This window comes from Rhodopseudomonas sp. NSM (genome assembly GCF_052445935.1).
In the GTDB taxonomy this organism is placed as follows: domain Bacteria; phylum Pseudomonadota; class Alphaproteobacteria; order Rhizobiales; family Xanthobacteraceae; genus Rhodopseudomonas.
The window spans coordinates 39,340-60,805 of record NZ_JBQTCH010000008.1 but is presented as its reverse complement, the minus strand read 5'-3'; the positions used below and the strand labels follow the sequence as shown (position 1 = coordinate 60,805).

The following is a 21,466-nucleotide window of genomic DNA, read 5'->3' as shown; positions in this document are numbered from 1 at the left end:
CTGCGGTGCATGGGGCTCGTGGATGGCCGGGACGAGCCCGGCCATGACGGGCGGCGAGTTGGTGGCTCCACAAATCGCGGCCGTCATCCTGAGGTGCGAGGGCGAAGCCCGAGCCTCGAAGGATGACATGCTCCGGCAGAACATCGCCGCCGCCCTTCGAGGGCCGCGAAGACGCGGCCACCTCAGGGTGACGGCGCCCACCCGATCGGCGCGACCCTCATGACCTTCCTCACCATCCTGTTCGACGGCATCGCCTACGGCATGTTGCTGTTCGTGCTGGCGTGCGGGCTGGCGGTGACGCTGGGGCTGATGAATTTCGTCAATCTCGCCCACGGCGCCTTCGCGATGGCCGGCGGCTATGTCTGCGCGGTGCTGGTCAACAATATGGGCTGGCCGTTCTTCGCCGCGCTGCCGATCGCGTTTCTCGCCAGCGCGCTGATCGGCGCCTTGTTCGAACGACTGCTGTACCGCCACCTCTACGACCGCTCGCATCTCGATCAGGTGCTGTTCAGCGTCGGCCTCGTCTTCATGTCGGTCGCCGCGGTCGATTTCATCATGGGCTCGTCGCGGATCTTCATCAAACTGCCCGAAGTGCTGCAGGGCCAGATCGACCTGTTCGGCATCGGCATCGGCCGCTACCGGCTGATGATCATCGTGATCTGCGGCCTGCTCACGGTGGCGCTGCAACTGACGCTGGCCAAGACCCGCTTCGGCAGCCGGCTGCGCGCCGCGGTCGACGATCCGCGCGTCGCTTCCGGCCTCGGCATCAACGTCCCGCAGGTGTTCGCGCTGACCTTTGCGTTCGGCTGCGGGCTCGCCGGCTTCGGCGGTGCGCTCTCCGCCGAGATCCTCGGCCTCGATCCGTATTTTCCGCTGAAATTCATGATCTACTTTCTGATCGTGGTCACCGTCGGCGGCTCGTCGTCGATCACCGGGCCGTTCCTCGCCTCCTTGCTGCTCGGCATCGGCGACGTCGCCGGCAAATACTATCTGCCGAAGATGGGACCGTTCATGATCTACACCATCATGATCGTGATCCTGATCTGGCGTCCCAACGGCCTGTTCGGCCGTACCGCGGCGCGGTGACCGCATGACCGCGCCCGCAGACAATGTCGGCTTCCATGCCCGCCGCACCGCGCGCTGGCACGCCGGCGAACTGGTGTTCTGGCTGGTGCTGATCGGCTGCGGCCTGCTGTTTCCGTCGCGCTACCTGATCATGACCGAGATCCTGCGGATCGGCCTGTTCGCGCTGTCGCTCGATCTGATCCTCGGCTATGCGGGCATCGTCTCGCTCGGCCACGCCGCGTTCTTCGGCGTCGGCGCCTATGCGGCCGGCCTGATGGCGCTGCACGGTCTCGTGCCCGAGCCGGTGCTGGCGCTGCTGGTCGCGGGACTGATCGCCGGCGTGCTCGGCTTCGCCACCAGCTTCCTGGTGATCCGCGGCGTCGATCTCACCCGGCTGATGGTGACGCTCGGCATCGCGCTGCTGATGGAGGCGCTGGCCGAGCGGTTCTCCGACATCACCGGCGGCAGCGACGGCCTGCAGGGCATCGTGATGCAGCCGATCCTCGGCCTGTTCGAGTTCGACATCTTCGGCCAGGTCGGGTTCTGGTACAGCGTCGCGGTGCTGTTCGTGTTGTTCCTGCTGGCGCGCCGCGTGGTGCATTCGCCGTTCGGCCTCAGTCTTCGCGCGATCCGCAACAATCCGCTGCGCGCCGCCGCGGTCGGCATTCCGGTCAACCGGCGGCTGGTCGCGGTCTACACGCTGGCCGCGGTCTATGCCGGCATCGCCGGCGCGCTGTTCACCCAGACCACGCAGCTCGCCTCGCTCGACGTGTTCTCGTTCGAGCGCTCGGCCGATCTGGTGCTGGTGCTGGTGCTGGGCGGCACCGGCTATCTGTACGGTGGCATGATCGGCGCGGTGATCTTCAAGATCCTGCAGGAGATCTTCTCGACCATCACGCCGCAATACTGGCTGTTCTGGATCGGGCTGGTGCTGGTCACGATCGTGCTGATCGGCCGCGAGCGGCTGGAGCGCTGGGTGATGTTCGTGCCGCGCCAGGTGATGCGCGCGCTGCGCCGGTCGAAGCCGACGGGAGGCGCGGCATGACGCTGGCGCTGCAGACCGTCGGCCTCGACAAGCATTTCGGCGGCCTCCACGTCACCCGCAGCCTGTCGCTGAATATCGAGGCCGGCGCGCGCCACGCGCTGATCGGCCCCAACGGCGCCGGCAAGACCACGGTGATCAACCTGCTCACCGGCGTGCTGAAGCCGGATGCCGGCCGCATCCTGCTGGAGGGGCAGGACATCACCCAGATGCCCGTGCACCGGCGCGTGCTGCGCGGGCTGTCGCGGACCTTCCAGATCAATCAGCTCTATGCGGACCTGACGCCGCTGGAGACCATCGGCCTCGCGGTGTCGGAACGCTCGGGCCACGGCGGCGACTGGTGGCGGCGGATGGGCACCCGTGCCGATATCAACGGCGAGATCGCCGAAAACCTCGCGCGCTTCCACCTGCTCGACGTCATGAACGAGCCGACCGGGCGGCTGCCTTACGGCAAGCAGCGCCTGCTGGAAATCGCTGTGGCGATCGCCACAAGGCCGCGGGTGCTGCTGCTCGACGAGCCCGCCGCCGGCGTGCCCGAAAGCGAGCGTCACGATATCCTCGGCGCGGTGGCGAATCTGCCGCGCGACGTCACCGTGCTGCTGATCGAGCACGACATGGATCTGGTGTTCTCCTTCGCCGACCGGATCTCGGTGCTGGTGTCCGGCGCGCTGCTGGTCGAAGGCCCGCCGGATGAAGTCGCGCGCGATCCGCAGGTCAAGGCGGTGTATCTCGGCGAGGACGCCCATGGGTGAGCTGCCAAATGTCTGAGCTGTTGGCGATCGACAGATTGCGCGCCGGCTATGGCGAGGCCGTGGTGCTGCCGGAGCTGTCGCTGCAGCTCGACGAAGGCCAGGCGCTGGCGCTGCTCGGCCGCAACGGCACCGGCAAGACCACGCTGATCAATTCGATCGTCGGCGTCACCCGGCGGTTTTCCGGCACGATCTCGCTCGGCGGCGTCGACATCACCGCGCTGAGGCCGGACCAGCGCGCCCGCGCCGGGATCGGCTGGGTGCCGCAGGAGCGCAACATCTTCAAGTCGCTCACCGTCGAGGAAAACCTCACCGCGGTGGCGCGGCCCGGCCCCTGGACCGTGGCCAAGGTCTACGAGATGTTTCCCCGGCTCGAGGAGCGGCGCGGCAATTTCGGCAACCAGCTCTCCGGCGGCGAGCAGCAGATGCTGGCGATCGGCCGGGCGCTGACGCTCAATCCGAAGCTGCTGCTGCTCGACGAGCCGACCGAAGGGCTGGCGCCGATCATCGTCGACGAGTTGATGACCGCGCTCGGCGCGATCACCCGGGCGGGCGGAATCTGCTCGATCATCGTCGAGCAGAATGCGCGAAAAATCCTCGGGCTCGCCGATCGCGTTGTGATATTGGAGCGCGGAGCGATCGTCCATCAGGCGACCAGTGCGGCGCTGAAGGACGATCCCGCCACGCTGGAGCGCTACCTCGGCGTTTCCAGCGCCGCCGGTGCAAAAAGCTGATCCTCACTGGGAGTGAAACGATGCAGAGAACCAGAGCCCCGTTCCGAGCCGACGAGGTCGGCAGCCTGTTGCGCCCGCAGAGTATCAAGGAGGCGCGCGCAAAACTGGAGAAGGGTGACATCACCGCCGCCGATCTGAAGAAGATCGAGGACATGGAAATCGAGAAGGTCGTCCACAAGCAGTCGGCGATCGGCCTCAAGCTCGCCACCGACGGCGAGTTCCGCCGCTCGTGGTGGCACTTCGACTTCCTGGCCAAGTTGACGGGGTGCGAACTCTATCATCCCGACACCGGCATCCAGTTCGCCGGCGTGCAGACCCGCAACGATTCGATCCGGGTGATCGGCAAGCTCGACTTCCCCGACGATCATCCGATGCTCGATCACTTCCGCTTTTTGAAAAAGCACGCCGACGTCGCGCATGTCACCGCCAAGATGACGATCCCGTCGCCGGCGGTGCTGCATTTCCGCGGCGGCCGCAAGGCGATCTCCAAGGAGGTCTATCCCGATCTCGACGGTTTCTTCGAGGACCTCGCCAAGACCTATCGCAAGGCGGTGAAGGCGTTCTACGACGCCGGCTGCCGCTATCTGCAGTTCGACGACACCGTGTGGGCCTATCTGTGCTCGCCGGACGAACTGGAGAAGGCTCGCGCCCGCGGCGACGATCCGGACAATCTGCAGCAGATCTACGCCCGCGTGATCAACTACGCGATCGCCGAACGGCCCGCCGACATGGTGATCACCACCCACGTCTGCCGCGGCAATTTCCGTTCGACCTGGATCTCCTCCGGCGGCTACGAGCCGGTGGCCGAAACGCTGCTCGCCGGCATCAATTACGACGGCTATTTCCTCGAATACGACTCCGAACGCGCCGGCGGCTTCGAGCCGCTGCGCTTTTTGCCGAAGGGCAACAAGGTCGTGGTGGTCGGTGTCATCACCTCGAAATTCGGCGAGCTGGAAAAGAAGGACGACATCAAGCGCCGTCTGGAAGAAGCCGCCAAGTTCGCCCCGCTGGAGCAGCTCGCGCTGTCGCCGCAATGCGGCTTCGCCTCGACCGAGGAAGGCAACATCCTCAGCGAGCAGGAGCAGTGGGACAAGCTGCGCCTCGCCGTCGAAGTCGCGCAGGAGGTCTGGGGCAAGTAGACCGCACCCTCGTCATTGCGAGCAGCGCAGCGACGAAGCAATCCAGAATCTTGCGCTCGGCGCACTGGATTGCTTCGCTTCGCTCGCAATGACGGGGATAGGGCGGTGATTTGGCGGCCTGCATTTCCGGTCAGGCTCTCAGGATGACGACCAATTGCTCGGCTCGACCGGCCGCTCGGGGCGGCCGACCGACGTTCAGCTCGGCCGCCCCACGCTGTGATACACGAAGCCGTGCTCGGCCATCTGGTCGGCGCGGTAGACGTTGCGCAGGTCGACGATCACCGGCTGCTTCATCGCGGCCTTGAGCCGCGGCAGATCGAGCGCGCGGAATTGCACCCATTCGGTGACGATCACCAGCGCGTCGGCGCCGTCGGCGCAGGCATAGGCGTCGTCGCAATAGGTGATATCGGGCAGTTCCGCCTTCGCCTGCGCCATGCCGACCGGATCGAAGGCGCGGACCTTGGCGCCCATGTCCATCAGCCCGGTCACCAGCGGAATCGACGGCGCCTCGCGCATGTCGTCGGTGTCGGGCTTGAAGGTGAGGCCCAGCACCGCGACGGTCTTGCCGCGCAGGCTGCCGCCGAGCGCGTGCGCGACCTTGCGGGCCATCGCGCGCTTGCGGTTGTCGTTGACCGCGAGCACCGCCTCGACGATCCGCAGCGGCACCTCGTGATCGGCCCCGATCTTGACCAGCGCGCGGGTGTCCTTGGGAAAGCACGAGCCGCCGAAGCCGGGGCCGGCGTGCAGGAACTTCGGCCCGATGCGGTTGTCCATGCCGATGCCGCGGGCGACGTCCTGGACGTCGGCGCCGACCTTCTCGGCCAGATCCGCCATCTCGTTGATGAAGGTGATCTTGGTCGCCAGAAAGGCGTTGGCGGCGTATTTGATCAGTTCGGCGGTGCGCCGCTCGGTGTACATCAGGGGGCCCTGGTTCAGCGACAGCGGCCGATAGATCTCGCCGAGCACCTTCCGCGCGCGTTCGTCCGAGGTGCCGATCACGATCCGGTCGGGGAACTTGAAGTCGCGGATCGCCGCGCCCTCGCGCAGGAATTCCGGATTGGAGGCGACCGCGGCGTCGGCTTCCGGATTGGTCTCGCGGATCAGTCGCTCGACCTCGTCGCCGGTGCCGACCGGGACGGTCGACTTGGTGACGACCACCGTAAAGGCCTTCAGCGCGGCGGCGATCTCGCGCGCCGCGGCGTAGACGTAGCTCAGATCGGCATGGCCGTCGCCGCGCCGCGACGGCGTGCCGACCGCGATGAACACCGCGTCGGCTTCGCCCACCGGCGCCGTCAGATCGGTGGTGAAGCCGAGCCGCCCCGCCTTGACGTTCGCCGCCACCAGTTCGTCGAGCCCCGGCTCGTAGATCGGGATCTCGCCGCGATGCAGCGCCGCAATCTTGTCGGCATCCTTGTCGACACAAACGACGTGATGTCCGAAATCGGCAAAGCACGCCCCCGACACCAGCCCCACATAGCCGGTTCCGATCATCGCTATTCGCATTTCACGCTCTTTTGGCTGCGAACCGGCAGAGCGCCGGCGTCGATGCTCTTAGCAGACCGAGCCCGGTTTAAAAATAACAGGAGGCCAAAGGTTGGGCCGGTTATACTATTTTTGCGGATTTAGTATAACCACGCCTTTCGCGAGAGTTCCATTCTTCATATACTATTTTCGCGAAAATAGTATAACGAGGTTCCATGGCGGCATCCGCGGCGCTCGATATCTCATACCAGACGCTCTACTCTGAGCTGGTCCAGCGCTGCCTGGACGCCAGCTTCACCTCCGAGTTTGCTGCCGACGGACGCTTCGTCGCCGTCGAGGTGAAGAAGAGAAAATACTGGTACTTCGATACGCCCAATCCCGAAGGGGGCGCACAGAAACGGCGATATGTCGGTCCCGTCGACGATCCGGACATCACCAGGCGCGTCGAGGCGTTCAAGGATCTCAAGGCGGACCTGAAGGGGCGCCGGCGCCTCGTCGCCACGCTGACGCGCGAAGCCTATTTGCCACGGCCGCTGATGATGAGCGGCCAGGTGGTCGAAGAATTGGCGAAGGCCGGCTTCTTCCGTCTCCGAGGGGTCCTCATCGGGACCGTCGCGTACCAATGCTATCCCGGCGTGCTCGGCCGTCGCCTCGACGCGACCGCAATGCAGACGGGCGACGACGACTTCGCCCAATTCCACGAGATCTCGGTGGCGGTCGGCGACAGCCTTCCGCCGATTCTGGAGGTTCTTCACCGCGTCGACGAAACCTTCCGCGAAATCCCCAGCCAGACGGACGCGCGTGTCTCCACGCAGTTCGTGTCGCGCAACAACTTCAAGGTCGAATTCCTGACGCCGAACCGCGGTCCGGACGATATCGCGGGCAAGCCGGTCCAAATGCCGGCATTGGGCGGTGCCGCGGCATTCCCGCTGCGCTTTCTCGATTTTCTGATCCGACACCCGGTTCGGGCCGTGCTGCTGCACAGAGCCGGCGTGCCGGTTCTCGTTCCGTCCCCCGAACGCTATGCGGTGCACAAGCTCATCGTCGGATCCCGCCGAAGGGAGGATCGGGACAACGCGAGCAAGGCAGCCAAGGATCGCCTTCAGGCCAAATCCATCATGGAGGCGATGATCGCCAACCGGCAGCAAGACGATCTGGCCGCCGCCTACATGGAGGCCTGGGACCGCGGTGATCATTGGGTCGCCGCGATCCGCACCAGCCTGACGACCTACGACGATCAGTTCCGCAGCCTGCTCGGGGCCGAAATCGGTAAGGGCATCAAGAACAACGGCGGAGAACCAGGGGGCTACGGATTCGATGATTGATCGGATGGCTTGTCCCATCGAAGGCGGTCGGCCGGTCGGTATCGCGACGATCCTTCCGGCAGACTAATCCGGTTGAGCGGATGGTTCCGCGAGCCGTCCGGACATTGTATTCCACCGGTGGGCAGGGCATGGTGGGTCTCCGTCTTGAACCCGCTCTGCCCACCGCCGGATCATGAAGAACGACCAGCTCCTCGGCCGGATTTCCGACTATTGCCGCCAGGCGGGCATGGCCGAGACCACGTTCGGCCGGCGCGCTGTCAATGACGGCAAGCTGGTGCAGCGGCTGCGCGAGGGCAAGCGCATCACCGTGGATACGCTGGAGCGGATCGAGGCCTTCGTTGCGGCGGGGCTGGGCACCGCGCCGCCGCCGCGCGGGCTGGTGGTGCCGCCGGAGCGGCGCGACCCGCGCAGCAATTTCCGGTTTTTCGAGAATCGGCAGAAATACCTGCTGTTCGTCCACACCTGCAGCGAAAAGCGCGTGGTCGCCGACCGGGTCGCGCTGGAACTGGGCAGCATCCATCCGCGGCCGCCGGCGCTGCGGGTGTTCGACGCCGGCTGCGGCGACGGCACCGTGCTGGCCCGGGTGATGCGGTCGATGCATCACCGGTTCCCGCACATGCCATTCTACGTCGCCGGCAAGGAACTCAGCGTCGAGGACGTCCGGCTGACGCTCGACAAGGTTCCGGACCGGCTGTTCGAGCATCCGGCGACCGTTTTCGTTCTCACCAATATGTATTACGCCGAAGCGCCATGGCTGACGCCGGCCTCGCCCGCGGCGGCGGCCGGGATGATCTGGCACGAGGTGGCGCTGCGCGGCGCCTCGTCCGGCGAATTCGAGGCGCAGATCGCGGAACTGGCGCCGTTTCTGCAGGAAAACTGGCGCGCCAATGTCAGCCCGCGCACCGGCATGCCGGTCTACGAGCGGCCGGCGGCGATCGTCCTCTACCGCGAGGATCACCGGTTCCTGCTCGATTCGGTGATCCCGCGGGCGGGGCGGACCGAGGCGAATTTCGACCTGATCATCGCCTCGCAGCCCTATCGGGCCAAATCCAGCGTGAATTTTCGCGCCAAACGCATCATTGCGCCGCTGGCGCGGGCGCTGCGGGCGGGCGGGCGGCTGATCGGGATCCACTCCCACGGCCACGATCCGGGGCTGGAAATCGTCCAGTCGGTCTGGCCCGAAGAAAGCCCTTTTTCGGTCAGCCGGCACGAGTTGTTGCGCGCGGTCAAATACGAACTGGGCTCGGCCGGTAGAGATCTCAATTTTAACGCTTATGCGGATAGCCGGTCGATCTTTCGTTATGATATGGAAGCGCTGCCAAACGAGGTCACCGGGCCGATCGGCAATTCGACTGCCTTTGCGGCCTGGAATGCGGCGGTGTATGTCGCCCAGATCGAGGACGATCGACTGACGGAAATGACCCAGGGCGGCCAATATCTCGATGCCACCAGAGAGGTTCTGCGCAAGCACAGCGGGCTCTGGTTCTACGACGAATCCTACGTCATCTCGCGCCGTCGCGACTGACACTTCAGGATATCATTCACGAAAGCGCCGCTGGGGTCCGGCGGATAAGGGGTTGGTGATGCGCGCGTCTTATATGTTCACGAGTGAGTCGGTGTCGGAAGGTCATCCGGACAAGGTCTGCGACCGGATTTCCGACGAGGTCGTCGATCTGTTCTTCCGCGAGGGGCCGAAAGCCGGCATCGATCCGTGGGCGATCCGCGCCGCGTGCGAAACGCTGGCAACCACCAACAAGGTGGTGATCGCCGGCGAGACCCGCGGCCCGGCCTCGGTCACCAACGACCAGATCGAAAGCGTCGTCCGCGCCGCCATCAAGGACATCGGCTACGAGCAGGAAGGTTTCCACTGGGACACCTGCGACATCGAGATCCTGCTGCATCCGCAATCGGCGGACATCGCCCAGGGCGTCGACGCGCTGCAGCCCGGCACCAACAAGGAAGAGGGCGCCGGCGACCAGGGCATCATGTTCGGCTACGCCACCAACGAGACCGCGGATCTGATGCCGGCGCCGATCTTCTACGCCCACAAGATCCTGCGGCTGATCTCGGAAGCCCGCCACTCCGGCAAAGAGAAGGTGCTGGGCCCGGATTCCAAGAGCCAGGTCACCATCCAGTACGAGAACGGCAAGCCGGTCGGCGTCCGCGAAATCGTGGTGTCGCACCAGCATCTGGTCGAGGACATGACCTCCGAGCAGGTCCGCGAGCGGGTCGAGCCCTATGTCCGCCAGGCGTTGCCCGCCGACTGGATCTCCGACAAGACGATCTGGCACATCAACCCGACCGGCAAGTTCTACATCGGCGGCCCGGACGGCGACACCGGCCTGACCGGCCGCAAGATCATCGTCGACACCTATGGTGGCGCGGCCCCGCATGGCGGCGGCGCGTTCTCCGGCAAGGACCCGACCAAGGTCGACCGCTCGGCCGCCTATGCGTCGCGCTACCTCGCCAAGAACATCGTGGCCGCCGGCCTCGCCGACCGCTGCACCCTGCAGCTCGCTTACGCCATCGGCGTGGCGCGGCCGCTGTCGATCTACATCGACACCCACGGCACCGGGAAGGTTTCGGAAGACAAGCTCGAGAAGGCCGTCGCCGAGGCGATGGACCTGACCCCGCGCGGCATCCGCAAGCATCTCGACCTCAACAAGCCGATCTACGCCCGGACCTCGTCCTACGGCCATTTCGGCCGCACCCCGGACGCCGACGGTGGCTTCTCCTGGGAGAAGACCGACCTCGCCGACGCGCTGAAGAGCGCGGTTTAAGAACGCCCGACACGAGCGCATAACCTCTCCCCGCGCGCGGGGAGAGGTCGACCGGCGTAGCGCAGCGAAGCCGGTCGGGTGAGGGGGCCTCTCATCAAGGCCAAGTCTTGGAGGCCGGGCCTCGCCGCCGCCCCTCACCCCGGCCCTCTCCCCGCAAGTACGGGGCGAGGGAGAAGAGGCGCTGTCATAAAACGCCCGATTTCGTTTCGTATTGAAGTGCCCGGATTACTCCGTTTCAGGAAAACAAACACATGACCGCCACCGCCACGAAGACGACGTTCACCGATTACATCGTCAAGGACATCGGCCTCGCCGACTTCGGCCGCAAGGAGATCTCGCTGGCCGAGACCGAAATGCCCGGCCTGATGGCGACGCGCGAGGAATACGGCCCGAAGCAGCCCCTGAAGGGCGCGCGGATCGCCGGCTCGCTGCACATGACGATCCAGACCGCGGTGCTGATCGAGACGCTGGTCGCGCTCGGCGCCGACGTGCGCTGGGTGTCGTGCAACATCTATTCCACCCAGGACCACGCCGCCGCGGCGATCGCCGTCGCCGGCATCCCGGTGTTCGCCATCAAGGGCGAGAGCCTGGAAGACTACTGGGACTACACCGCCCGGATGTTCGACTGGCACGGCGGCGGCACCCCGAACATGATCCTCGATGACGGCGGCGACGCCACCATGTACGTCCATCTCGGACTGCGCGCCGAGAACGGCGACACCGCCTTCCTCGACAAGCCCGGCTCCGACGAGGAAGTGATCTTCTTCGCGCTCTTGAAGAAGCAGCTCAAGGAGAAGCCGAAGGGCTACTTCGCCGAGATCGCCAAAAACATCCGGGGCGTCTCCGAAGAGACCACGACGGGCGTGCACCGCCTCTACGACATGCAGAAGGCCGGCACGCTGCTGTGGCCCGCCATCAACGTCAACGACTCGGTCACCAAGTCGAAATTCGACAACCTCTATGGCTGCCGTGAATCGCTGGTCGACGGCATCCGCCGCGGCACCGACGTGATGATGTCCGGCAAGGTGGCGATGGTCGCGGGCTTCGGCGACGTCGGCAAGGGCTCGGCGGCGTCACTGCGCCAGGCCGGCGCCCGCGTCATGGTGTCGGAAGTCGATCCGATCTGCGCGTTGCAGGCGGCGATGGAAGGCTATCAGGTCGTGACCATGGAAGACGCGGCGCCGATCGCCGACATCTTCGTCACCGCCACCGGCAACAAGGACATCATCACCATCGAGCACATGCGTGCGATGAAGGATCGCGCCATCGTCTGCAACATCGGCCATTTCGACAACGAGATCCAGATCGCGCATCTCAAGAACATGAAGTGGGACAACATCAAGCCGCAGGTCGACGAGATCACCTTCCCGGACGGCAAGCGCATGATCCTGTTGTCCGAAGGCCGCCTCGTGAACCTCGGCAACGCCACCGGCCATCCGTCCTTCGTGATGTCGGCCTCGTTCACTAACCAGACGCTGGCGCAGATCGAACTGTTCGCCAACAACAAGGACGGCAAGTACAAGAAGGAAGTCTACGTCCTGCCGAAGTCGCTGGATGAGAAGGTCGCCCGCCTGCACCTCGCCAAGATCGGCGTCAAGCTCACCGAACTGCGCAAGGACCAGGCCGACTACATCGGCGTCAAGGTCGAGGGGCCGTTCAAGGCGGATCACTACCGGTATTGATGCGGGAGGGCGGCGGGCGCTGCGCGCGCGGCCGTCTTCGCCGGCGCCACTCACCTGGCGCCGCCGCCATCGTCCTCGCACAGCGTCATGGCCGGGCGAAGGCGCGGCCATCCATCCCGCGCGAAGCGCGTCTTCGAAAGACTCTCTTGCGAAGAAGATGGATTGCCGGGTCAAGCCCGGCAATGACGGTCTAGACTAGGCTCTGCCATCCATCGGACAACGAAAAAGCCCCGGAGCGATCCGGGGCTTTTTGCTGGCGGGCGTCTGAGCCCCGTGTCCCGGACACGGCGCAGCACACCCGGGTCCGCGCTCCGCGGCCCGAGTGCAGGCTCCTTGCTGCTCCGCAGATCCGGGACCCCGCTACGCTGCCGGCCAGAGCGGTTCAGCGTCGTCGAAGCGGGACCCCGGATCAGCAGCGCACCACGCCGCAAGCGCGGCGAGTTGCGCAGCATCCGGGGGCTCGCGCCGCGTTGGCCAAACGTTCAGCCCGCAGCTCGGATGGAGGAGCCCGGAGCCTGCGTCGAGTGAAATCCGGGAGATGCATCGTCGAAATCGGAAGACCCGGCTGCGCTCCATGCGGGTCCCGCGGGCAGATCGCTGCTGACGATCTTGCGCCCCGCGCTACAGCGCCTCGTATTGCTCGTAGATCGCGCGGGCGACGCCCAGCAGGTGGTCGCGGTCGGTCTGGGCGACCACGGCGTAGGACAGTTTGGCGTCGATCCAGGAGAATGCCGACAGGCTGCCGGCGCGTTCGAAGCGGAACGCGCTCGGCTCGGCGTCTCCGCCCGGACGTACATAGATGGTGACGCGGCGGCCCTCCGCGTCCTCGTACATGAACTGCGCCGCCGGGCTGTCCGCCGCCGGCAGCAGCCGGCCGCCGATCAGTTTCAGCCCGAGCGCGTCGAGCTTCGGCGCGGTCAGGCGGCGGCCGAGCCGGCGCGACAGCCATTGCACCAGATGCGTCTCCTGGTCGGCCGCGACCTCGACCGGGTGCGCGACCTCGACCGCGTAAGTCCGCCACGCCGCGATCGCGGCGTCGGCGACCGGCACGTTGGCGACGACGGCCGGCGCGCCGTGCCAGCGCTCGGAGGCGAGCCAGCCACCGGCGCCGCCGATGAACAGCAGCGCCAGCGCCGCCGCCATTGCGCCGAGCCGCTGGCCGAACCAGGCGCGGCGCGCCGCCCGCAGATGCGTGATCCGCAGCCGCGCCGGGATCGGCTCGGCGCCGACCGCCGCAAGCCGGGCGCGCAGATCGTCGCGGTCGGCGATCTGGCCGGCGATGCGATGGGCGGCCTCGGCGTCGGAGTCCAGATAGGCCTCGATCTCGGCGCGGCGCGCGGCGTCGAGCCGGCCGTCCACATAGGCCTGGAGCTCGTCCTCGCTGAGAGGGCGACGGGCGGTCATTTCACTCTCCTCAACACTGTGGCGCGGCCGGTCTCGAGGCTGGTGCGCAGCGCCTCGCGGGCGCGGCTGAGCCGCGACATGATGGTGCCGACCGGCACGTCGAACATCCGCGCGGCCTGCTCGTAGCTCAGTTCCTCGACGCCGATCAGCAGCAGCAGCGAGCGCTGGTCTTCCGGCAGATCGTCGAGGCGCGCCAGCGCGTCGCGGGCGATCAGGGCGCGCTCCGGTCCGGCCGCGCCGTCGGCGAGGACGACGCGCGAATCGAGGTCGACCGTGCCGCCGCGCCGGACCGCGCGGCGTCGCTGGTCGAGATAGAGATTGCGTTCGATCGTGAACAGCCAGGCGCGTAAGTCACCGCCCGGCCGGCGCAGCCGCCAGCGCGTCAGCGCCCGCTCCAGCGTGCTCTGGACGAGATCATCCGCGGCGTCGCGATCGCGCAGCAGCGCCCGCGCGTAGCGGCGCAGGCTCGGAATCAGCGGCTCGATCTCGGCGGCGATCTCGTCCAAGGCGATCTCGTCGAATCAGGGCTTGGCGATGTGCCAGGCGCCGTTGAGGAAGCCGTCGCCGGTGGTGTCGCCCGGCTTGGTGTCCTTGGTCCAGGCATACAGCGGCTTGCCCTTGTAGGCCCACTGCTTGGCGCCGTCGTCACGGGCGACGATGGTCCAGTCGCCGGAGGCTTGCGCGCTCGCCGCGGCGGTCAGCGGCGGCCAGTTGGTCGCGCACGGGCCGTTGCAGGCCGACTTGCCGCCGGCGTCCTTGTCGAACGTGTAGAGTGTCATACCCTTGGCGTCGACCAGCGCCTTGCCCTTGGCGGTGTCGGCGATGCGAGCGGGCGCTGCGGCCTGCGCGAACGCCGCGGTGGCGGCGAGTACGAGGGCGGTTGCGAGCGTGAACGAGCGGATCATGTGTTCTCCTTCAGGTGGGTGGATCCCTTTCAGAGACGTCGCGGCAGAGCGGATATTCCCGGAAGAGAGGTCACGAGTCTGTGAGGCTGCGGAGGGCGGAGCGAAACGGCCGACCTGGCGCTCACGGTTGGACCCGATCACGATGTCATTCTCCAAGAAGCAAGTGTAGCCCGGGTGAGCGAAAGCGACACCCGGGACTCTTGATCGGATCGCTCGCCTTCCCGGATTGCGCTGCGCTCATCCGGGCTACAGCGAGCTTCAGAGCTGGAGATCGCGCATCCGCACGTCGCCGCGCGAAAATTCGTCATCGTCCTGCGGCATCGCCAGCAGCATGTCGGCGAAGGACGGCGCGGTGGCGCGGTCGAGTTGCCGTAGCCGTTTGTACTCGGCGACGTCCATCACCACGACGACGGGCTGACCGCGCTTGATCACGATTTGCGGACTGCGCCGCGCCGCCTCGACCACCTCGCTGAAGCGGTTCTTGGCATCCTGCACCGACCAACTGCGCTCGGCCATCGCGATGGATCTTTCTGGCTGAAAATTCCGGCTGGGGAAGGGGGCCGGCCAATCGTGATCAGCAAGCGTTGGGTGGGCAAAGGCGCCCTCGCGCCGTGCCCACGCGCGGCGCGGGGAGCGGCGATGGTGGGCACGCTGCGCTTTGCCCACCCTACAAACTCCGCCGGCGTCAAACTCGTCGTGAAAAAGCCGGCGATCGGTCGCTCAGCGATCCATGCCATCATGAAGGATCGCCTCGCGCGGCGTGTCGGGGAGGTCGACCCCGCCGAGCGCCGCGAACCGCTCATGGATGGCTTGCGCGAGATTGCGCGGGCGAGGCTCGTCGGTCGGCAGCGCCGCGCGCAGGGTCTCCCGTGCCTCGTCCTCGATCGAGCGCCCGTTGACCGCGGCGCGCACGCGAAGCCGCTGCTCAGTGGCATCGTCGACGTCCCGGATCGTCATCACCGCCATGCCGGTCTCCATCAGTCCATGACTTGAAATTCGTCATTGACGCGGCAGGCCGCAAGCGGGGCAGGGATCGGCATCGACGGCCTCCGCCACGCCGAAGCAGGCGGAGCGACGAACGCGGGGCGTTCATCGCGACGCGCTGCGTCTCCGCCGGTTATTTCTTCTTCCCGGTCCCGCCCTGCGGCGGCTGCCAGCCGCCGGTCTTCTGGCTCGGCGCCGCGGCAGTGGTCTTGACCTTCTCCTTCTTGGGTTTCTTGGTCTCGCGGTTGCTCTTCTGCTCGCCTTTGGCCATCTCGATCTCCTGTTCGTTGCAAGTGATGTGGTGCTGATTCCGGCATGGTCGGCGCCGCGCGCGGCGACTCACGCGCGGGTCGGCGTCGACCGGCGCACCGTGCGCCGATCGCTCCCGACTATCCACGCATTTCCTCCGGTTCGCCGTTGCGGGATGCGCTGCGCCGCAAGACCGCGCCGGCGCGGCGCGAAGGCCGAGAGCCCGCAGATGCCGCTTGACAAATCCGTCAATGTAGGATTATTATCCTTGTATCCCGCCCCGATGAGAGGGGCGTTCGCGATCGTCACGATCGTGGGGCGGGTGGCGGTGGCGACGCCGCGGTGTTCGATGCGAGAGGATGGCGCGAAGGTAACGACGCGTGCTGAACCTCGCTGACGACCACACCGCGACGATGCGGTCCAAACCGCGAGGTCCCGGCGCGAGGCCTCGCGCCAGGAGGCAGGGCCACGTCCATCCCTTGGCGGGGATGGCTCCGGGGTTCGTCAGTCCTCCACAACGGCGGCCCTACGTTAGGGTCTAGCCGCCGCAAGTCGGCTTTAGCCGACTTGCGCATCGAAGGATCGATCTCGGGCAGGCCCGAGATCGATGGCCCCGTTCGCGGAGCAAGCCGTAGAAACCACTGCGCGCGGAACGCCGGATGTTTCCGGTGTGACCGTGGTTTCTAACTCGTGTGCTTTCTATTTTTGCACACGAGGCCGCGGGTGCATCGGGCACCCGGCGTTCCGCGCGCCCTCTCGTTGGAGGGCGGAACGTTCCTGGCAAAGCCCGGGCGCATTCGCGCCGCGGGATCGCGAAAGCATGGCTGTTTGACGCGCGGCTGCGATCGGCGGGAGGTTTGACATTTGACGGTGAGGACTGAATCGTCGGCCATGATGATTTGCTGCGACGCGCGTGTTTCGATCCACCGGTCGCCGGAGGCGACGCGATGAATCCACCGCCCCCCGTGCCGCGCCCGCTGGTGATCGGCGCCACCGGCATGGTCGGCGGGGCGATCCTGCGCCGGCTCGCCGCCGATGGCGCGCGGCCGGTCGGCGTCTCGCGGGCGCCGCAGGCCGCGCAGGCCGGCGTCGACTGGCTCGCCGCCGATCTGACGCGGGTCGGCGAGGCGGCGCTGCCGGCGCTCGGCGCCGTGTTCGCGACCGCGCCGGCCGGGCTCGTCGCCGACGCCGTGCCGCAGCTCGCCGCCGCCGGCATGAACCGGCTCGTCGTCTTCACCTCGACCAGCATCGCGACCAAATGGGATTCGCCCGACCCCGAGGAGCGCGCGGCGATCCGGCGCTGGGGCGCCGACGAGGCGCGGCTGATCGCGGCCTGCGATGCGCACAATGTCGCCTGGACGGTGCTGCGGCCGACGCTGATCTATCTCGAGGGCCGCGACGGCAATGTCAGCCGGATCGCCGCGCTGGTCCGCCGTTTTCGGTTTTTCCCGCTGATGGGCGGCGGCGAGGGGCTGCGTCAGCCGGTCCACGCCGACGATCTCGCCGCGGCGGCGGTGGCGGCATCGGCGACCCCGGCGAGCGCCGGCCGGACCTACGACCTGCCGGGCGGCGAGACGCTGAGCTATCGCGAGATGGTCGGACGGATTTTCGACGGCCTGGGCATGCCGCGGATGATCGTGCCGGTGCCGGACTGGGCGTGGCGTCTGGCGCTGCCGGTCGCGGTGCGCGTGCTACCCGGCCTGTCGGCGACGATGGCGGTGCGGATGGCGAAGGACATGACCTTCGACGGCGCGCGCGCGCGCGCCGAGATCGGTTTTCAGCCGCGCAGCTTCTATCCGGAGTTTCGATGATGATGCAGCGATCGCGAATGGCAGGAAATCGGCACGGTGTCCCGATCGTCCTCGCGGGCGGATGCCGGTTAGCGGACCAGTCCGACGACGCCGACCGTGGCCGGCTCGCTGTTGCGCCACGACAGGCCCGCGGAGGCCTGCGCCGCAGCCAGAAACAGCACCAGCGCGACCGATACGACGATGTAGCGTCGGATGTCCGAGACCATGGTTTGGCTCCTGACCAGCCCCCGATTGATGGTCTGCGATTATACTTAACGATTTGCTAACGCCACCCTGACGATGGTCGATTCAGACCATTGTCGAGCAATTCCAGAGTCGCGGCGCGCGCCGGCGACGTCAGGCCGGCTCGCCGATCGTGATGCCCAGCGTGCCGACGCCGTCGACGCCGCAGGTGACCTTGTCGCCCGGAACGAGCGCCGCGACGCCGGCCGGTGTGCCGGTCATGATGACGTCGCCGGCGCCGAGCTCGACCTGCAGCGACAGCTTGGCGATGATCTCGGCGACGTTCCAGATCATCTCGGACAGGTCGCCGCTCTGCCGCTCGGCGCCGTTGACCGACAGCCAGATCCGGCCCTTCGCCGGATGCCCGATCTCGGAGGCGGGGCGCAGCGGCCCGCAGGGCGCGGAATGATCGAACGACTTGCCGATCTCCCAGGGCTGCTCCTTCTTGCGCGAGATCGTCTGCAGATCCCGCCGCGTCAGATCGATGCCGACGCCATAGCCGAACACGTGATCGAGCGCCTGGTCGGCCGCAATGTTCAGGCCGCCGCTCTTCAGCGCGACGACGAGTTCGACCTCGTGCTGCATGTCCTTCGTCAGCGTCGGGTAGGGGATCGTGGCCCCGTCGGGCACGACCATGTCGGCGTGCTTGGCGAAGAAGAAGGGCGGGTTGCGCTCGTCATTGCCGAGCTCGCGGATGTGCTCGAGATAGTTGCGCCCCACGCACCAGATCCGGCGCACCGGAAACATCCTGCCGTCGCCCTGCACGGCGAGCGCGGCTTGCGGGAGCGGTGCGATCACGTAGTCAGCAGGGCTCATGGCGGACTTTCGAAGGCTCGGAATGGCGGATCAGGCGGGGCGCGGAGTACATGCGATGTCGGGAAGGCAAGTCTAGACGGCGGCGTCGACCGGGGCCAGCGGCGCGGCGTGGCGCTGCTGCAAACGGAAGAACGAGGCGTAGCGGCCGCTGCGGCGCAGCAGGTCGTCGTGGCGTCCCTGCTCGACGATCGCGCCGCCCTCGACCACCAGGATGGCGTCGGCGTGCATGATCGTATGCAGGCGGTGCGCGATCACGATGGTGGTGCGGTTCAGGCACAGCCGTTCGATCGCTTCCTGCACCAGCTTCTCGGATTCGGAGTCGAGCGCCGCGGTGGCTTCGTCCAGCAGCACGACCGGCGCATCGCGCAGCAGCGCGCGCGCCACCGCGATGCGCTGGCGCTGGCCGCCGGAGAGCTGCGCGCCGTGTTCGCCGACCGGCGTGTCGTAGCCGAGCGGGAAGCTCATGATGAAGTCGTGCGCATGCGCGGCCTTGGCCGCTGCGACGATCTCGTCCTCGCTGGCGCCGATCTTGCCGAAGGCGATGTTGGCGCGGACGGTGTCGCGGAACAGATAGACGTCCTGCCCGACATAGGCGGTCTGCTGCCGCAGCGAGCGGCGCGACACGCCCGCGATCGACTGGCCGTCGATCCGGATGTCGCCGGAGCCGGGTTCATACAGCCGCAGCAGCAGCGCCAGCACGGTCGACTTGCCGCCGCCGGAGGGGCCGACCAGGGCCGTCATTTTGCCGGGCTCGGCCGTGAAGCTCATGGCATTCAACACCGGCTCGTCGGGCCGATAGGCGAAGCCGACATGGTCGAATTCGACCCGCGCCTCGGTCAGCGCCAGCGCCGGCTTGTCGCCGTCGTCGGGCTCGCTCTGCGGGCTGTCGACGATCTCCAGCAGCATCCGCGCCCCGACCAGGCCGCTGTTGAGTTCGATGTTGAGCCGCGCCAGCCGCTTCGCCGGCTCGTAGGCGAGCAGGAAGGCGGTGAGGAAGGAAAAGAACTGGCCCGGCGTCGCCCCGGTCGCGACAACGCGGTAGCCGCCATACATCAGCGAGGCCGCCACCGCGAAGCCGCCGAGGGTTTCCATCAGCGGGCTCGAGCGATTGGAGACGCGCGCCATCTTGTCGGCGTTCTTGCGGACGGCCTCGATGCTGGCATTGATGCGGTCGCGCATCGTCTGTTCGAGCGAGAACGCCTTCACGGTGCGGATGCCCTGCAGCGATTCCTGCATCGTCTCGAGAATTTCGGCATTGCCGGTGAACTGCGTATAAGCGAGCCCCTTCACGCGGCGCACCAGCTTGCGCAGCACGAACACCGCCGGCGGCGCGATCAACAGGCCGAACAGCGCCATGAACGGGTCCTGCGACACCATCACGATCACCAGCGCGATCAGCGACAACAGATCGCGGCCGACGGCGTTGATCAGCAGGTTGAGCACTTCGGTGACCGAATTCGCGCCCGAGGTGAGGCGCGCGAGAAATTCCGAGGAGTGTCGCTGCGAGTAGAAGGCGAGGTTCTCGTGCATCAGCTTGCCGAACAGCCGGCGCTGATTATTGGCGAGGATCGCGTTCTTGATCTGGGTCAGGATCACCGACTGGCCGTAGGTCGCGACCCCCTTCACGGTGAAGATCGCGAGGCTCACGACCGACAGGATCATGATGCCCTGAAGGTTGCGATCGACATAGGCCTGGTTGATCACCTGCCCGAGCAGATAGGCCGACAGCGCGGTCGCGGCGGCGGCGATCGCCATCAGGCCGAAGGCCAGCAGATAGCGCCGCCAATACACCGACGCCTGTTCCATCACCAGGCGGCGGACGAGTTGCGCCGCGCCATAGGGATCGTCGGTTATCTTGCGTGGGGTATCGGTCATCCGCGTTCCATCAACGGCGTCGAACAGGTCGCGCGCGTTGGATCGGCGTGCGTATTGACGCCTCCTTGCCCCCGATGGACCGGGTTTTCAAGCCAAAAGCTGGAGAGCCGGGGCCGACTTAAGCCGGAATCGCTTGTCGATCAAAGCCTTGGCGCTGGGCGAGCAGCTTGCGCTCCCACGCCAGCGCATGCGCCGCGATGGTTTCGAGGTCGTCGTAGCGCGGGGTCCAGTCCAGCGTCGCGCGAATCCGTCGCGTGTCGGCGACCATCGCGACGATGTCGCCTGGCCTGCGGGCGGCGGTGGCCACCGCGAAGTTGCGCCCCGCGACGCGACGCACCGCGTCGATGGTTTCCAGCACCGAATAGCCCCGGCCGTAGCCGCAATTCAGCGTCACCGGCGCGCCGCCGCGGCGCAGATAATCGAGCGCCGCGCCATGCGCCTGTGCGAGGTCGCTGACATGGATGAAATCGCGGATGCAGCTGCCGTCGGGCGTCGGATAGTCGGTGCCGTAGACCTCGATCTGCGGACGCTGGCCGGTCGCGGCCTCGACCGCGATCTTCAACAGATGCGTCGCGCCGAGCGTGGCGAGTCCGATCCGGGCCTGCGGATCGGCGCCGGCGACGTTGAAGTAGCGCAGCGCTACGTAGTTCATGCCGTTGGCCGCCGCTGTGTCGTGCAGCATGATCTCGGTCATCAGCTTGGAGCAGCCATAAGGCGACAGCGGCCGCGTCGGCGCTTCTTCCGGAACCGGCGTCCGGTCGGGATTGCCGTAGACCGCCGCGGTCGACGAGAAGATGAAGTTCGTCACGCCGCACGTCACCGCCGCGCTCAGCAGATTGCGCGAGGTCATGGTGTTGTTGCGGTAGTAAGCGAGCGGATCGCGCATCGAATCCGACACGATCACCGAGCCGGCGAAATGGACGATGGCGTCGACGCCGTGAGTCCTGATCACGCCTTCCACGAGATTCTCGTCGCCGGCATCGCCGATGAACAGCGGCACGCCTTCCGGGACGAAGCTGGAAAAGCCGGTGCTCAGATTGTCGATCACCACCACGCTCTCGCCGGCCTCGACCAGCGCCAGCACGGTGTGGCTTCCGATATATCCGGCGCCGCCGGTCACGAGCACGGTCATGGAGGGCTCCTCCGAGTGAATTGCGGGTCGGCGCCCGCGCGGTCGGCCTCAGTCTTTCGGCAAACAATGG

General features: G+C 66.8%; 21 protein-coding genes. 10 read left to right on the top strand and 11 right to left on the bottom strand.

What is annotated here, in order from left to right:
• The first annotated feature begins 219 nt into the window (after positions 1-219).
• From ACTZWT_RS19475 to ACTZWT_RS19455, 5 genes are read left to right on the top strand one after another with little or no spacing between them, the layout of a single operon-like run.
• Positions 220-1,086, top strand: a complete 867-nt coding sequence (locus tag ACTZWT_RS19475; RefSeq protein ID WP_444771334.1) for a branched-chain amino acid ABC transporter permease — start codon at positions 220-222, stop codon at positions 1,084-1,086.
• Between the two features lie 4 nt (positions 1,087-1,090).
• On the top strand, positions 1,091-2,110 hold the full coding sequence (locus ACTZWT_RS19470) for a branched-chain amino acid ABC transporter permease (protein ID WP_444771333.1): 1,020 nt from the start codon (positions 1,091-1,093) through the stop codon (positions 2,108-2,110).
• The gene (locus ACTZWT_RS19465) at positions 2,107-2,859 is read left to right on the top strand and encodes an ABC transporter ATP-binding protein (protein WP_444771332.1); all 753 of its coding nucleotides are present in this window, start codon (positions 2,107-2,109) and stop codon (positions 2,857-2,859) included. Before ACTZWT_RS19470 ends, ACTZWT_RS19465 begins: the two co-directional genes overlap by 4 nt.
• Before the next feature lie 8 nt (positions 2,860-2,867).
• Positions 2,868-3,590, top strand: a complete 723-nt coding sequence (locus ACTZWT_RS19460) for an ABC transporter ATP-binding protein (protein ID WP_444771331.1) — start codon at positions 2,868-2,870, stop codon at positions 3,588-3,590.
• A gap of 20 nt (positions 3,591-3,610) precedes the next feature.
• Positions 3,611-4,729: a cobalamin-independent methionine synthase II family protein gene (locus tag ACTZWT_RS19455; protein WP_444771330.1), complete on the top strand. Its 1,119-nt coding sequence runs from the start codon at positions 3,611-3,613 to the stop codon at positions 4,727-4,729.
• A 195-nt stretch (positions 4,730-4,924) separates the two neighbouring features.
• On the opposite strand, the gene ACTZWT_RS19450 is transcribed toward ACTZWT_RS19455, so the two are convergent.
• Positions 4,925-6,232 carry a UDP-glucose dehydrogenase family protein gene (locus ACTZWT_RS19450; RefSeq protein WP_444771329.1) on the bottom strand — a complete coding sequence of 436 codons (1,308 nt, stop codon included), beginning with the start codon at positions 6,230-6,232 and terminating at the stop codon, positions 4,925-4,927.
• A 194-nt stretch (positions 6,233-6,426) separates the two neighbouring features.
• On the opposite strand from ACTZWT_RS19450, the gene ACTZWT_RS19445 reads away from it, so the two are divergent.
• The 4 genes from ACTZWT_RS19445 to ahcY all read left to right on the top strand — a co-directional run bounded on the left by ACTZWT_RS19445 (position 6,427) and on the right by ahcY (position 11,998).
• Positions 6,427-7,536, top strand: coding sequence for a nucleotidyltransferase family protein (locus ACTZWT_RS19445; protein ID WP_444771328.1), 1,110 nt, complete (start codon positions 6,427-6,429; stop codon positions 7,534-7,536).
• Between the two features lie 172 nt (positions 7,537-7,708).
• The gene (locus ACTZWT_RS19440; RefSeq protein WP_444771327.1) at positions 7,709-9,061 is read left to right on the top strand and encodes a hypothetical protein; all 1,353 of its coding nucleotides are present in this window, start codon (positions 7,709-7,711) and stop codon (positions 9,059-9,061) included.
• 58 nt (positions 9,062-9,119) lie between these two features.
• Positions 9,120-10,316 (top strand): methionine adenosyltransferase, encoded by a 1,197-nt coding sequence (gene metK, locus ACTZWT_RS19435; RefSeq protein ID WP_444771326.1) that lies wholly within the window; start codon positions 9,120-9,122, stop codon positions 10,314-10,316.
• 251 nt (positions 10,317-10,567) lie between these two features.
• Entirely contained in the window at positions 10,568-11,998 is a 1,431-nt protein-coding gene (gene ahcY, locus ACTZWT_RS19430; RefSeq protein WP_444771325.1) for an adenosylhomocysteinase, read from the top strand.
• 621 nt (positions 11,999-12,619) lie between these two features.
• Here the strand turns inward: ahcY and ACTZWT_RS19425 are convergent.
• The 6 genes from ACTZWT_RS19425 to ACTZWT_RS19400 all read right to left on the bottom strand — a co-directional run bounded on the left by ACTZWT_RS19425 (position 12,620) and on the right by ACTZWT_RS19400 (position 15,562).
• The gene (locus ACTZWT_RS19425) at positions 12,620-13,402 is read right to left on the bottom strand and encodes an anti-sigma factor family protein (RefSeq protein WP_444771324.1); all 783 of its coding nucleotides are present in this window, start codon (positions 13,400-13,402) and stop codon (positions 12,620-12,622) included.
• Positions 13,399-13,908 (bottom strand): RNA polymerase sigma factor, encoded by a 510-nt coding sequence (locus ACTZWT_RS19420; RefSeq protein WP_444771323.1) that lies wholly within the window; start codon positions 13,906-13,908, stop codon positions 13,399-13,401. Before ACTZWT_RS19420 ends, ACTZWT_RS19425 begins: the two co-directional genes overlap by 4 nt.
• Before the next feature lie 15 nt (positions 13,909-13,923).
• The gene (locus tag ACTZWT_RS19415; protein WP_444771322.1) at positions 13,924-14,307 is read right to left on the bottom strand and encodes a COG4315 family predicted lipoprotein; all 384 of its coding nucleotides are present in this window, start codon (positions 14,305-14,307) and stop codon (positions 13,924-13,926) included.
• Between the two features lie 258 nt (positions 14,308-14,565).
• Positions 14,566-14,823, bottom strand: a complete 258-nt coding sequence (locus ACTZWT_RS19410) for a type II toxin-antitoxin system Phd/YefM family antitoxin (protein ID WP_444771321.1) — start codon at positions 14,821-14,823, stop codon at positions 14,566-14,568.
• A gap of 204 nt (positions 14,824-15,027) precedes the next feature.
• Positions 15,028-15,273 (bottom strand): FitA-like ribbon-helix-helix domain-containing protein, encoded by a 246-nt coding sequence (locus ACTZWT_RS19405; RefSeq protein ID WP_444771320.1) that lies wholly within the window; start codon positions 15,271-15,273, stop codon positions 15,028-15,030.
• A gap of 151 nt (positions 15,274-15,424) precedes the next feature.
• Complete coding sequence (locus ACTZWT_RS19400; protein WP_444771319.1) at positions 15,425-15,562, bottom strand: hypothetical protein; 138 nt, start codon at positions 15,560-15,562, stop codon at positions 15,425-15,427.
• 925 nt (positions 15,563-16,487) lie between these two features.
• On the opposite strand from ACTZWT_RS19400, the gene ACTZWT_RS19395 reads away from it, so the two are divergent.
• Entirely contained in the window at positions 16,488-17,351 is an 864-nt protein-coding gene (locus ACTZWT_RS19395; RefSeq protein ID WP_444771318.1) for an NAD-dependent epimerase/dehydratase family protein, read from the top strand.
• Between the two features lie 68 nt (positions 17,352-17,419).
• Here the strand turns inward: ACTZWT_RS19395 and ACTZWT_RS19390 are convergent, their stop codons facing one another.
• From ACTZWT_RS19390 to galE, 4 genes are all read right to left on the bottom strand, one after another.
• On the bottom strand, positions 17,420-17,557 hold the full coding sequence (locus tag ACTZWT_RS19390) for a hypothetical protein (RefSeq protein ID WP_444771317.1): 138 nt from the start codon (positions 17,555-17,557) through the stop codon (positions 17,420-17,422).
• A gap of 130 nt (positions 17,558-17,687) precedes the next feature.
• A complete protein-coding gene (locus ACTZWT_RS19385) occupies positions 17,688-18,389 on the bottom strand; it encodes a fumarylacetoacetate hydrolase family protein (protein ID WP_444771316.1) in 702 nt (233 codons plus the stop codon).
• 72 nt (positions 18,390-18,461) lie between these two features.
• Complete coding sequence (locus ACTZWT_RS19380) at positions 18,462-20,264, bottom strand: ABC transporter ATP-binding protein (RefSeq protein WP_444771315.1); 1,803 nt, start codon at positions 20,262-20,264, stop codon at positions 18,462-18,464.
• 118 nt (positions 20,265-20,382) lie between these two features.
• The gene (galE, locus tag ACTZWT_RS19375; protein WP_444771314.1) at positions 20,383-21,396 is read right to left on the bottom strand and encodes a UDP-glucose 4-epimerase GalE; all 1,014 of its coding nucleotides are present in this window, start codon (positions 21,394-21,396) and stop codon (positions 20,383-20,385) included.
• Between the last annotated feature and the right edge of the window lie 70 nt (positions 21,397-21,466).